This is a genomic window from Olleya sediminilitoris (assembly GCF_016785945.1).
GTDB classification, from domain to species: Bacteria; Bacteroidota; Bacteroidia; order Flavobacteriales; family Flavobacteriaceae; genus Olleya; species Olleya sediminilitoris.
Genome location: NZ_JAEMEF010000005.1, coordinates 160,397 through 172,884 on the forward strand (window position 1 = coordinate 160,397; position 12,488 = coordinate 172,884).

The 12,488-nt window shown below is 31.2% G+C and carries 13 protein-coding genes; 6 read left to right on the top strand and 7 right to left on the bottom strand.

Going from position 1 to position 12,488, the window contains the following annotated elements; genetic code table 11:
• The first annotated feature begins 24 nt into the window (after positions 1-24).
• Positions 25-2,217, top strand: coding sequence for a RecQ family ATP-dependent DNA helicase (locus tag JAO71_RS07900; protein WP_203000074.1), 2,193 nt, complete (start codon positions 25-27; stop codon positions 2,215-2,217).
• A 59-nt stretch (positions 2,218-2,276) separates the two neighbouring features.
• Here JAO71_RS07900 and JAO71_RS07905 read toward each other — a convergent pair whose 3' ends face one another.
• Positions 2,277-2,723 carry a hypothetical protein gene (locus tag JAO71_RS07905; protein WP_203000076.1) on the bottom strand — a complete coding sequence of 149 codons (447 nt, stop codon included), beginning with the start codon at positions 2,721-2,723 and terminating at the stop codon, positions 2,277-2,279.
• A gap of 128 nt (positions 2,724-2,851) precedes the next feature.
• On the opposite strand from JAO71_RS07905, the gene JAO71_RS07910 reads away from it, so the two are divergent.
• Together JAO71_RS07910 and JAO71_RS07915 are read left to right on the top strand one after the other, a co-directional pair.
• Positions 2,852-3,784, top strand: a complete 933-nt coding sequence (locus JAO71_RS07910) for a peptidylprolyl isomerase (RefSeq protein WP_028289940.1) — start codon at positions 2,852-2,854, stop codon at positions 3,782-3,784.
• Between the two features lie 69 nt (positions 3,785-3,853).
• On the top strand, positions 3,854-4,396 hold the full coding sequence (locus tag JAO71_RS07915) for a YfiT family bacillithiol transferase (RefSeq protein ID WP_203000086.1): 543 nt from the start codon (positions 3,854-3,856) through the stop codon (positions 4,394-4,396).
• Here JAO71_RS07915 and JAO71_RS07920 read toward each other — a convergent pair.
• Genes JAO71_RS07920 through JAO71_RS07935 form a run of 4 tightly spaced genes read right to left on the bottom strand, consistent with a single transcriptional unit; the run spans position 4,393 to position 7,445 of the window.
• The gene (locus tag JAO71_RS07920; RefSeq protein WP_036599849.1) at positions 4,393-4,947 is read right to left on the bottom strand and encodes a hypothetical protein; all 555 of its coding nucleotides are present in this window, start codon (positions 4,945-4,947) and stop codon (positions 4,393-4,395) included. The genes JAO71_RS07915 and JAO71_RS07920 overlap by 4 nt on opposite strands.
• Positions 4,948-4,968: 21 nt before the next feature.
• Complete coding sequence (locus tag JAO71_RS07925; RefSeq protein WP_203000088.1) at positions 4,969-6,138, bottom strand: MFS transporter; 1,170 nt, start codon at positions 6,136-6,138, stop codon at positions 4,969-4,971.
• Positions 6,139-6,189: 51 nt separating this feature from the next.
• Positions 6,190-6,873 carry a DUF2490 domain-containing protein gene (locus tag JAO71_RS07930; protein WP_203000090.1) on the bottom strand — a complete coding sequence of 228 codons (684 nt, stop codon included), beginning with the start codon at positions 6,871-6,873 and terminating at the stop codon, positions 6,190-6,192.
• Positions 6,874-6,875: 2 nt separating this feature from the next.
• Positions 6,876-7,445, bottom strand: a complete 570-nt coding sequence (locus JAO71_RS07935) for a hypothetical protein (protein ID WP_203000092.1) — start codon at positions 7,443-7,445, stop codon at positions 6,876-6,878.
• A gap of 48 nt (positions 7,446-7,493) precedes the next feature.
• On the opposite strand from JAO71_RS07935, the gene JAO71_RS07940 reads away from it, so the two are divergent.
• Positions 7,494-7,829, top strand: coding sequence for a tRNA-binding protein (locus JAO71_RS07940; protein WP_203000093.1), 336 nt, complete (start codon positions 7,494-7,496; stop codon positions 7,827-7,829).
• 64 nt (positions 7,830-7,893) lie between these two features.
• On the opposite strand, the gene JAO71_RS07945 is transcribed toward JAO71_RS07940, so the two are convergent.
• Both JAO71_RS07945 and JAO71_RS07950 read right to left on the bottom strand, forming a co-directional pair.
• On the bottom strand, positions 7,894-8,298 hold the full coding sequence (locus JAO71_RS07945; protein ID WP_028607939.1) for a PUR family DNA/RNA-binding protein: 405 nt from the start codon (positions 8,296-8,298) through the stop codon (positions 7,894-7,896).
• Positions 8,299-8,383: 85 nt separating this feature from the next.
• Entirely contained in the window at positions 8,384-10,126 is a 1,743-nt protein-coding gene (locus JAO71_RS07950) for an ABC transporter ATP-binding protein (protein WP_203000095.1), read from the bottom strand.
• 147 nt (positions 10,127-10,273) lie between these two features.
• On the opposite strand from JAO71_RS07950, the gene JAO71_RS07955 reads away from it, so the two are divergent.
• Both JAO71_RS07955 and nusB read left to right on the top strand, forming a co-directional pair.
• Positions 10,274-11,377, top strand: a complete 1,104-nt coding sequence (locus JAO71_RS07955; protein WP_028289932.1) for a Glu/Leu/Phe/Val family dehydrogenase — start codon at positions 10,274-10,276, stop codon at positions 11,375-11,377.
• 108 nt (positions 11,378-11,485) lie between these two features.
• Entirely contained in the window at positions 11,486-12,430 is a 945-nt protein-coding gene (gene nusB / locus JAO71_RS07960) for a transcription antitermination factor NusB (protein WP_236011213.1), read from the top strand.
• The last annotated feature ends 58 nt before the right edge of the window (positions 12,431-12,488 follow it).

Consider the following 12,488-nt stretch of genomic DNA (forward strand, 5'->3'; position numbering starts at 1 on the left):
AATTTAATACGTAAGTTTAACATAGTGAAAAGCGATTTGCATTCTGCACTAAAAAAGTACTTTGGTTTTGACGAGTTTAAGGGACTCCAAGAACAAGTCATACAAAGTATTACTAAACAAGACAATACATTTGTTATTATGCCGACTGGTGGAGGTAAAAGTTTATGCTACCAGTTACCAGCTTTGATGCAAGAAGGAACAGCTATTGTAGTTTCTCCTTTAATTGCATTAATGAAAAATCAGGTGGATGCCATTCGTGGTATTTCTAATGAAAACGGGATAGCACATGTATTAAATTCATCTTTAAATAAAACCGAAATAAAACAGGTTAAAGAGGATATTACTAATGGAGTAACCAAGTTATTATATGTTGCACCAGAATCCTTAACTAAAGAAGAAAATGTCGAGTTTTTAAGAACGGTCAAAATCTCGTTTATGGCAGTAGACGAAGCCCATTGCATTAGTGAATGGGGACATGATTTTAGACCAGAATACCGAAATTTGAAATCCATAATAAGACGTATTGGTGACAATATACCCATTATTGGTTTGACAGCAACAGCAACACCTAAAGTGCAGGAAGATATCTTGAAAAACTTAGGTATGAATGATGCTAACACCTTTAAAGCGTCCTTTAATAGACCTAATTTATACTACGAGATTCGTCCCAAAACTAAAAATGTAGATGCAGATATTATCCGTTTTGTAAAACAAAACGAGGGTAAGTCTGGTATTATTTATTGTTTAAGTCGTAAACGTGTAGAGGAGTTAGCCCAAGTCTTACAAGTTAACGGTATTAAAGCAGTCCCTTATCACGCAGGTTTAGATGCCAAAAAACGCTCAAGCCATCAGGATATGTTTTTGATGGAAGATATTGACGTTGTAGTTGCAACCATAGCCTTTGGTATGGGAATAGATAAGCCTGATGTGCGTTTTGTAATTCATCATGATATACCTAAAAGCATAGAAAGCTACTACCAAGAGACTGGTCGTGCAGGTCGTGATGGAGGTGAAGGACACTGTTTAGCCTATTATGCTTACAAGGATATAGAAAAATTAGAAAAATTTATGTCTGGTAAACCTGTTGCAGAGCAAGAGATTGGTCAAGCTTTGTTACAAGAAGTTGTCGCTTTCGCGGAAACTTCAATATCACGACGAAAATTTATACTTCATTACTTTGGTGAATCTTTTGATAACGAAACAGGTGAAGGTGGAGATATGGATGACAATATGAGACATCCAAAAGAAAAACAGGAATCTAAAGATGATGTAAAGCTGGTTTTAGAAATTGTAAAAGCTACAAACCAAAAATATAAAGCAAAAGAACTTGTTAATGTTATCACAGGTAAATCTAATGCTTTAATTGCCTCTCATAAAACGGATGGTCAACCCTTTTTTGGTAAAGGAAAAGATAAAGACAAGTCCTATTGGATGGCATTAACGCGTCAAATGTTAGTTGCTGGATTATTAAAAAAAGATATTGAAACCTATGGTGTTATTAAACTAAAACCAAAAGGTGAAGACTTTATCGCACAACCAGAATCTTTCATGATGACTAAAGATCATGAGTTTAGTGAAACAGCAGACAACTCTATAATTACCGCACAAAGTGGAGGAGGAGCAGTTGTTGATGAGGCTTTAATGACCATGTTAAAAGACTTGCGTAAGTCTAATGCTAAAAAATTAGGCGTACCACCTTTTGTGATTTTTCAAGATCCTTCATTAGAAGATATGGCTTTAAAATATCCAATATCTTTAGCCGAACTGTCTAATGTTCATGGAGTAGGAGAAGGTAAAGCTAAAAAATATGGTAAAGATTTTGTCAAATTAATCGAGAAATATGTTGAAGACAATGATATTATTCGACCAGATGATTTAGTTGTAAAATCAACAGGAAGTAATTCAGGTTTAAAATTATATATCATTCAAAATGTAGACCGTAAACTACCTTTAACAGATATAGCATCTGCAAAGGGAATGGAAATGTCTGCTTTTATTAAAGAAATGGAAGCAATCGTATTTTCTGGGACTAAACTAAATATTGATTATTGGATTAATGATATTTTAGATGAAGACCAGCAAGAAGAGATCCATGATTATTTTATGGAGTCTGAAACCGATAAAATAGATGTTGCTATTGACGAGTTTGATGGTGATTATGATGATGAAGAATTACGATTATATCGTATAAAGTTTATCAGTGAAGTCGCTAACTAATTAATAGTAATTATTACACTTAAAAAAAATCTAATAGCTAATCGCTATTAGATTTTTTTTTAATCTGTAGTTTCAATTGGTTTAAAAACTAACGTTTGCTTTTTTATAGTTAAAGTTAAACTTTTTATTGTAGATCGTTTGATGCTTTCCACAGTGTCTTTTTCAATTTCAAAATCTATTCTGGTGGCACTCCCTTTAAATCCAATGTCTATTGGGTCAGATTCAATTTCATTCATGTCAGATTTTAAATCCATTACATAACCATTGCCTTCTACAATTAAATTTGCTCCAGTTTTAGTTTTTGTATTTAATTTACCAACCACATACGTTTGTAAATAATAATAACCACCCAACTCGTTATAGCCAGCATAAATAACATTAGCATCTGCAACGCCTAGCGGTTGGTCTTCACTATGTTTTAAAATTGTGTCTATATAATTAGCTTGATCTGCTACTGTTGTATTGTTTGAGTTTTTGCTTCCAAAAAGCTTACCTAATAATCCCATAATTGTTTATAAATGTGTGTCAAATTTAATATAATTAAATAGAATAGGTTTGGGTTAAAAAAAACATAACTCATACCTTATAATTTTTAACTTCTTTATACCTTTGCACTTCATTAAAATACAATGTAATGCAAGACGGTTTATACGCAAAATTTAATACTACAAAAGGCGAAATTTTAGTCGCTTTAGAATTTGAGAAAACTCCTGGAACAGTAGGTAACTTTGTTGCTTTAGCAGAAGGAAATATGGAAAATGAAGTTAAACCACAAGGTACACCTTATTATGATGGTTTAAAATTTCATAGAGTTATAGATAACTTTATGATCCAAGGAGGTTGTCCTCAAGGTACAGGATCAGGTAATCCTGGTTATAAATTTGATGACGAGTTTCATCCTGATTTAAAACACAGTGGACCTGGTATTTTAAGTATGGCTAATGCAGGACCTGGTACTAACGGAAGTCAGTTTTTTATTACGCATGTTGCTACAGATTGGTTAGACGGTAATCATACTGTATTTGGTAATGTTGTAGAAGGTCAAGATGTTGTTGATGCTATTGCACAAGGAGATGAAATCACTACTTTAGAAATTGTTAGAGTTGGTGCTGCTGCAGAACAGTTTAATGCTATTGAAGCGTTTAGAACTTTTGAAGGTGCAAGAGAAAAACGTGAAGCTGCAGAACTTGAAGCTAAACGTGCAGAATTAGACAAATTAGCTGCAGGTTTTGAAGAAACTAAAAGTGGTTTACGTTACCAAATTATCCAAAAAGGATCAGGTAAGAAAGCAGAAAAAGGAAATCAAGTTTCTGTACATTATAAAGGACAATTAGCAGACGGAACTGTTTTTGATAGTTCTTACAAGCGTAATCAACCTTTAGATTTTCAAGTAGGAGTTGGACAAGTTATTTCTGGTTGGGATGAAGGTATCCAATTATTAAACGTTGGTGATAAAGCACGTTTTGTTATTCCTTCTAACTTAGGTTATGGAGCAAGAGGTGCAGGCGGAGTTATTCCACCAAACGCAGTACTTGTTTTTGATGTCGAGTTAGTTGACGTTAAATAAATATAAAATATTTTATTATATTAAAGCCTCATAGATATTATGTCTATGAGGCTTTTTATTTATATACTGATGACAGATCAACAACTTCAACTTCTAAAATACCCAATAGGAACCTTTAATTGTCCTGATGTAATTACAACTAGTGATATTCAATCTTGGATAGCTATATTAGATCATTTTCCTTCTAGATTAGCACAGATGGTTAATCCTTTAACAGATGCACAATTGGATACATCATATAGACCAGAAGGTTGGACCATTAGACAGGTAATACATCATGTTGCAGATAGTCACCATCATAGTTATATTAGATTTAAATGGGCAATGACAGAACAAAATCCGGTTATTAAAGCTTATGAAGAAAATGCTTGGGCTAATCAACATGATTATAACCAACCTATAGCTTTATCAATACTCCATATTAAAGCTGTTCATGCTAAACTAGTCTATTATCTTAAAGGTTTAACTGAAAAAGATTTACAGCGTACTTTTATTCATCCGGAAAGTGGTAATACAGTTTCTTTAAATCAAAATGTTGGTATTTATGCTTGGCATAGTAATCACCATTATGCGCATATTTATGAATTATTAAAACGTAAAGGTTGGCTTTAGTCATCTAAAGGTATTGAGAAACCTATAGTTGCTCCACCTATAAATTGCTGAACACTATTTATAAAATAATAAGAGAAGGCAATGTCAAAATTATGTTTTTTACCTAATTCTAACCCAACGGAAAAAGGAATGGTTATAAATACACCACTATCATTAATATAAGTAAATGGTGTGACAGTTTTAAAATTTCCGATTGAAGCACCAATTCCAATTTCAAAATAAGGTGCAACGTATGGTATAGGAGCTGTAATTCTTGTTTTTCCTCCTATTAAAAGACTGTTAGCTGTAGTTTCAAAAGGTTTTTTGTTTGGATCGTCGCTAGCAGTTGTGAAAATTAAACCAGCATATGGTCTAAAATCTACCCAGTTAGAAACGGTTAACACGTATTCGCCATGTAAATAAAATCCATCACCTTCTATGTTTACATCGTCATAAGGAAAACTGTAACCAAACCCAATATTAAAATCTAAAGCTTTATTTTTTATAAATTGGGCCTGTGTTTGAAAAGCGATAAATAGGAGTATTATGACTAATAGTTGATTTTTTGACATAGTATTTGGGTTTATTTCTGATTAGTTTTGTTTTCTATTTAAAGTCACTAAGCCTAGTATTGGACCTATAGCTAAAATAATATATATATAATTAGAGTTAGTATAACTTAATAATAATGTTATGCACTGTAAGCTTATTATGGTAATAAAATAGCCTAAGCAATTTACAATTGTTAAAGCCGTACCTTTTATGTCTGAAGGAGCTTTTTGTACTACTAATGTTGAAAGTAAAGGTGAGTCAGCTACAACTACCATTCCCCAAAACATTAAGAAAATAATAAACACTAATTGATTTGAAACAGTAAATAGTAAAGGCGAAACTAAACAACAAACGCCAGACAATAGCAGTGCTAAACTAGCTGTTTTTTTTTCACCTAAAATTTTAGATACGCTACCAAAAAGCAGACAGGCTAATCCACCAATACCAATAATAAAAAACGAAAGCAACGGTATGTTAAACACCACTTCAGGATGTATTGTTGTATAGGTTTTTAGCATGATGGGTACAAATGCCCAAAACGTATATAATTCCCACATGTGCCCAAAATATCCGAAAGCTACAGCCCTAAAAGATTGTTTTTTAAACACTTTAAAGCAGGCCGACCATTCCGTTTTAGCGCCAACTTTACAATACGGACCATTAGGTATAAAAAGTAATATTAGTAAACCACCAATTATAGCCAAAATAGAAGTAGTGATAATTACAAGTTTCCATGGGTAACTTGCTGTTAGGTCTTTTAAAATATGCGGAAAAGCTGTGCCAATAACCAATGCACCAACCAATAAACTTAGTGACTGTCCTAAACCGTCTTTGTAATAATCGGACGCTATTTTCATACCCACAGGATAGATACCTGCTAAACAAAACCCAGTTAAAAACCTTAGTACTAATAGGCTAGAAAGAGTATGTTGCTCCCAGATAATTAACCCATTAAATAAGGCTCCAAAAATGGCGCTTATAAAAAATACTTTGGAAGGCGAAAATCGATCGGCTAATGCTAATATTGCAAAAACTAATGTCCCACCAATAAAACCAAATTGTACAGCAGAGGTTAGATGCCCTAAAGCATTGGTATTTAGATTAAAACTTATAATCAGGTCATTAATCACACCATTTCCTGCAAACCAAAGTGAGGTACAGCAAAACTGAGACAGAACTATAAGGGGTAAAATGTGTTTTGTTTGTTTCAATGTAATTAATACAAATTAATTGTAAACTATTTTTGATATGTAAAGCTAATATTAAATACTGATATACCAATTTATAGCTAGCCAAAAACGTTGTCTTGTAGATTGGTTAACAAAATCATTAATTCTGTAATCTAAACCAAACTCAAGCTTGTTGTTATCCGTAAAAACATAGCCTACATTTGGTAAAACTCTGATTTCTAAATCGTAATTCTCCTTATTTTTAAAACGGTTAAGGTACTCGTTACTAATTTTTAAATACCATTCGTTTTTATCAACAGATTGACCATTTAAAGGGATGTCAAAAGTAACACGATACCGTAAACGTAATGCCATAGTTTCATTTGAAGCAAAGGTTTGATCTGTTGAAAATCTGTGACCTAACCTAAAAGCATTAAAACGATTAATAATAGTGAATTGTTGAATGGTTCGTTTTACAATATCTTGATCTCTGAATCTTAATAAAAAACCACCAGCAATTGTGTTATTTAAACCTGTTTTTTTTGAGGCTACTATGGCTGCATCAGTATGAACGTAATCATAATTAGTTGTTTGATTGTTTCCAAATTGACCAGTTTTAAATAATTGTCTAAATTCTGATTTAAAATTTATTTTCCAATTATTTTCTAATGATTTACTAAGGTTAATCGTTGGTAATGTTCCTATATTATAAGTGTTTTGTGCTTTTGTGTTAAAACTAAAAACACAACATAGTAATAAGAGGTAAAAAGGCTTCATTATTAAAACTGGATATTATCAGTGTTTCTAAAAATTATTGTTTTTGTGGATTTTAGTGTGCCTTCTTCATTAAATAAATATTCATAAAGCGCTTTGTCGTTTTTTGTTTTTCCTTTTAAAACTATTTCATAGTTAGTGGTGATGTTGTTGGGATGTCCAGATTTAAAGAAAGTCAACAATGCTTCCTTTGAGCCAATATATTGGATTTGTATTTTTTTAATCCAATGTTTATCAAATTTGGTTTCTAATACATTTGTTATGTTAGCATAGGTTTTAACAGAAATATCGTCTTTATGGGTTTCAACTTCAATATCTTGAAGACTTCCATCCATGTTAAACTCAATACTGTATTTTTTGTTTTGATATTTAGTTTTGGCTTCAATGGATTGACCTGTTTCATGTATTTCGTGATACCATTTAACTTGTTTTGAAGCTAATAATTGATAAACAAACTGTTTAGCTTGATCTGGAACCATATGAACAGAAAGTCTTGATTCTTTTTCAAATTTAGTTTGAGCTATTATTGTATTTCCTAAAAATAGGAAACAGAAAAGTACACAAAGATTTTTCATTTTAAAAACATTAAATTGCATTACAAATATAACGACAAACTAACAGTTATGAGTGATACAATTCAGTTTGAAGATTTTACTAAAGTAGATCTTCGCATAGGAACAATATTAGAAGTTAATGATTTTCCTGAAGCAAGACAGCCAGCGTATCAATTAAAGATTGATTTTGGAGATTTAGGAATTAAAAAAACTAGCGCACAAATTACAACGCTATATAATAAAGAACAATTATTACAACGTCAGATTGTTGCTGTGGTTAACTTTCCTAAAAAGCAAATCGCAAATTTTATGAGTGAATGTTTAGTATTAGGAGCTGTAAATGGTAAGGATGTTATTTTATTAAATCCAGAACATAAAGTGCCCAACGGTACCATTGTATCTTAAATAGAAAATATAAAAAAAGCCTTATCGTTTAGAGAAGGCTTTTTTATTTGTTGTTTGTAGGATTTTAAATATCATCAAAATCTACATCAGTAAATCTACTTTCAGCAGTAGCTTCAGTGGTTGAGGTTGCTTCAGGAGCAGTAGTTGTTACCTGAGGTGTGTCGTATTCTTTTTTGAAATCTTTTTGGTGACGTTCGCTAATAACTTCATCTCCTTTTTCGTTGATGATGTAATCTGTCATTTCTCTTAAGATGTCATTAAACTCGTTAAAATCTTCTTTGTACAAATAGATTTTATGTTTTTTGTAATGAAATGATCCATCGTCATTAGTAAACTTTTTACTTTCAGTAATTGTTAAGTAGTAGTCTTCTGCTTTAGTAGCTCTTACATCAAAAAAATAAGTTCGTCTTCCTGCTCTTAATACTTTCGAAAAAATTTCTTCCTTCTCCATCATCTCGTTATTATGCATAATCTAAATTGTGTTGTTAGTTGTTTCTGATAAACCAAAAATCAAAAAAAAAGTTGAATGCCACAACATTTTAATGTAAATCTTTTTATTTAGTTGTTTTTAAATACAGCTCTTTGTAGTATCCATCAGTATTAATTAGCTGTTGATGTGTTCCTGATTGTACAATATTTCCGTCATCTAAAACTATTATTTTATCTGCATTTTTAGCAGAAGATATCCTATGGCTTACAATTAAAGTAGTTTTACCTTTAGTAATGGTTTTAAGATTGTTTAATATTTTTTCTTCAGTTTCTGTATCCACAGCAGATAAACAATCATCAAAGAGCATGATTTGAGGCGTTTTAATTATTGCTCTTGCAATAGATACACGCTGTTTTTGTCCACCAGATAGCGTAATACCACGTTCGCCTAAAACAGTATTGTATTTGTTTTTAAACTTAACAATGTTTTTATGGACTTGTGCTAGTTTGGCAGCTTCTATCACTTCTTGATCCGTAGCATTTTCTTTACCAAACTTAATGTTGTTATTGATACTGTCGCTAAACAAAAAGGCATCTTGAGGGACGTAACCTGTAGCGTCGCGTAAACTATACAAGTTAAGTGATTCAATAGATTGGTGGTCTACTAAAATCTGTCCTTTATTGACGTCATATAACCTACCAACTAAATCTAAAATTGTAGATTTTCCAGATCCTGTTTTTCCTATTATAGCTAATGTTTCGCCAGGATTAACCTTAAAGCTAATATCTTTTAATGCTTGAATGTTTGTGTCATCATAAGTAAAGGACACATTTTTAAATTCAATTTCGCCAATAATATCAGACGTATTAGGATTGTTGTTTTGTATTTCTGGTTCAGTTTTTAAAAACTCGTTAATTCTGTTTTGAGAGGCTTCAGCTTCTTGTACAATTGAAGTTACCCAACCTACAGTTGCAACTGGCCAAGTTAACAGGTTAACATACATTATAAACTCTGAAATTGTACCTAGACTAATTTCACCATTCATATATTGTTTACCACCAATATAAATGACTAAAACATTACTAAGTCCGATTAATAATATCATCATCGGAAAAAACAAGGCTTGTATCCTAACTAAACTTAACTGTTTTTGTTTACTGTCTTCAGATAATTTATCAAACTGCGATGAGGTTTGAGGTTCTATACCGTAAGCTTTAATCACTGAAATTCCGCTAAATGTCTCTTGAGAAAATGTAGATAATTTAGATAAATACTGTTGTACAATGGTACTACGTTTATGTATTTCAGAGCTAATTTTATAAATAATAATGGATAGTATCGGTAAAGGTATTATAGTATATAAAGTTAATGTTGGCGCTTGTTTAAACATAAAAATTAATGCAACAACAAATAAAGTAAGTGTGTTAATACTGTACATAATAGCAGGTCCAGTATACATACGTACTTTTGTAACGTCTTCGCTAATACGATTCATCAAATCACCAGTTCTATTCTTCTTATAAAAATTTAAAGACAATTTTTGGTATTGCTGATAAATTTCATTTTTTAAATCAAACTCAATATAACGTGATACATTAATTATTGTTTGACGCATCCAAAAGGTTAATATTCCGGATAATATTGCCGAGCCAATTAAAAACATAATATATTTTAGTAATTTAGCTCTATAATTAACCACACTATTTTCAGGGTTTTGTAGCTGGTCATTGACCACGTCTATAATAGATCCAATAAATTTAGGAACAAAAACAGTAAATAATTTAGAAATTATAGTTATTAAAACACCAATTATAATTTGGGTTTTATACTTGTAAAAGTATTTGTTAAGATGTTGTAATTCTTTCATTTAAATGAAAACGTAGGTTCGTATTTTTTTTAATAATTTCACATTTTAACGTGTAAATTATTGTTTTAATGTTAATAATAGAGTAATTTTGTGCATTGATTTTATAAATAATGTAAAATCTATGTATTAAATTAAAATGTTTACTAAATGGTTTCAGAATTAATCAATACCAATCAATTATCAAAAGCAGATCCTGTTTTTGGGCAATTATCTTTTGATAATCACGAACAAGTCGTTTTTTGCAACGACAAAGATACAGGATTAAAAGCAATAATCGGAATTCATAACACAGTTTTAGGACCTGCTTTAGGAGGTACCAGAATGTGGCAATATGCCAATGAATGGGAAGCTGTAAATGATGTATTACGTTTATCTAGAGGTATGACTTTTAAGTCTGCTATTACAGGTTTAAACCTTGGTGGTGGAAAAGCGGTCATTATAGGTGATGCTAAAACACAAAAAACGCCAGAATTAATGAAGCGTTTTGGAGAGTTTGTACACAGTTTAAGTGGTAAGTACATTACTGCTGAAGATGTTGGTATGGAAACTGCTGACATGGATACAGTTAGAGAAGTGACACCTTATGTAACAGGTATATCTGAAGATAAAGGAGGAGCAGGTAACCCATCTCCAATCACAGCTTATGGTGTGTTTATGGGTATGAAAGCTGCTGCAAAATATAAATTTGGAACAGATGTTTTAGAAGATAGAACAGTCATTGTTCAAGGTATTGGTCACGTTGGAGAATCACTTGTAGAGCATTTAACAAACGATGGAGCCAAAGTAATTATTGATGATATTAATCAAGAACGATTAGAAGCAATCAGTAAAAAATATGGTGCCTCTATTTACAAAGGAAATAACGTATATGCTGAAGCTGTAGATATATATGCACCTTGTGCTTTAGGAGCAACAATTAACGATACTACAATTAATACTATTCAAGCTAAAGTTATTGCTGGTGCTGCAAATAACCAATTAGCAGATGAGTTGACTCATGGTCGTATCTTACAACAAAAAGGTATTGTTTACGCACCAGATTTTTTAATTAATGCTGGTGGAATTATTAATGTTTATGCCGAGTTAGAAAACTATGGTAAACAAGAAATAATGAGAAAAACTGAAAATATCTATAATACTACTTTAGAAATTTTAAGTAATGCTGAAACTAATGATATAACAACGCATCAAGCAGCATTAAATATTGCTTTAGCAAGAATTGAAGCAAGAAAAAAAGAAAATCAACAATAGATATCATATAATATACTATTTTTGCAAGGCGAAAGTGAAAACTTTCGCCTTTTTAATTATTAAAAAAAAGTATTTCAAACTAATTGAAATTTAAAGTTCTTTGTAAGTATGCTAAGTAGACGACATATTCGTGTTAAAGTAATGCAGGTTTTATATGCATTTAATGGTACAGAAAGTGATGATTTTTCTAAAGACCAAAAATTTTTATTATACAGTATAGATAACATGTATAATTTATATTTAACGATGTTTTCGTTAATTATAGAAGTAGGAAAGCGTTCTAAATCTCAATTAGAAACCATCCAAAAAAAGCATTTAGCAACTCCAGAAGAAAAAAATCCAAACAAAAAATTTGTAAATAATCAAGTTTTACAATTAATCACTAACAACGAAGCTTTAAAAAGCGAGTTTGAAGCTAAAAATATTAACAATTGGCAGTTAGATAATGAGTATGTTGAGATTATCTATAAGGATATTTTAGCAAGTGATCTTTACAAAGAGTACATGTCTACTAAAACATCTACTTTTAAAGAAGACAAAAATTTTATTTTAGATGTCTTTAAAGAAATTATCGCACCAAACGATAAACTTTACGATTATATCGAAGACAAAAACCTAACTTGGTTAGATGACCTACCAACGGTTAATACAGCTATATTAAAGTTATTACGCAAAATTAAAGAAACGTCAGACGACCGTTTTTTAACGCCTAAACTATATAAAGATATAGAGGATAAGCAATATGCTATTAATTTGTTTAAAAAAACATTGTTAAATCAGTCTAAACTTAGCGAAGAAATTGCAGGTAAGACTAAAAACTGGGATACAGAGCGTATTGCAAGTTTAGATTTGGTGTTGCTAAAAATGGCCATTTGCGAGCTAACGAATTTTCCGTCAATACCAACTAAAGTAACCATTAACGAGTATCTTGAAATATCAAAAGAGTACTCAACACCAAAAAGTAGCATCTTTATAAATGGTATTTTGGATAAACTGTTAAAAGAATACCAAGAGGACGGAAAGCTAAATAAAGTTGGTCGAGGATTGATGTAGTAAAAAAATATTATTATTTTTACAGTTCTAAATTTATAAAACTAGAAACTTTAAATGT

Coding starts and splice junctions, on each gene's coding strand:
- JAO71_RS07905 (WP_203000076.1), bottom strand. CDS start 2,723: ATGGGATTATTAGGTAAGCTTTTTGGAAGCAAAAACTCAAACAATACA.
- JAO71_RS07910 (WP_028289940.1), top strand. CDS start 2,852: ATGCAAGACGGTTTATACGCAAAATTTAATACTACAAAAGGCGAAATT.
- JAO71_RS07915 (WP_203000086.1), top strand. CDS start 3,854: ATGACAGATCAACAACTTCAACTTCTAAAATACCCAATAGGAACCTTT.
- JAO71_RS07920 (WP_036599849.1), bottom strand. CDS start 4,947: ATGTCAAAAAATCAACTATTAGTCATAATACTCCTATTTATCGCTTTT.
- JAO71_RS07930 (WP_203000090.1), bottom strand. CDS start 6,873: ATGAAGCCTTTTTACCTCTTATTACTATGTTGTGTTTTTAGTTTTAAC.
- JAO71_RS07935 (WP_203000092.1), bottom strand. CDS start 7,445: ATGAAAAATCTTTGTGTACTTTTCTGTTTCCTATTTTTAGGAAATACA.
- JAO71_RS07940 (WP_203000093.1), top strand. CDS start 7,494: ATGAGTGATACAATTCAGTTTGAAGATTTTACTAAAGTAGATCTTCGC.
- JAO71_RS07945 (WP_028607939.1), bottom strand. CDS start 8,298: ATGCATAATAACGAGATGATGGAGAAGGAAGAAATTTTTTCGAAAGTA.
- JAO71_RS07950 (WP_203000095.1), bottom strand. CDS start 10,126: ATGAAAGAATTACAACATCTTAACAAATACTTTTACAAGTATAAAACC.
- JAO71_RS07955 (WP_028289932.1), top strand. CDS start 10,274: ATGGTTTCAGAATTAATCAATACCAATCAATTATCAAAAGCAGATCCT.
- nusB (WP_236011213.1), top strand. CDS start 11,486: ATGCTAAGTAGACGACATATTCGTGTTAAAGTAATGCAGGTTTTATAT.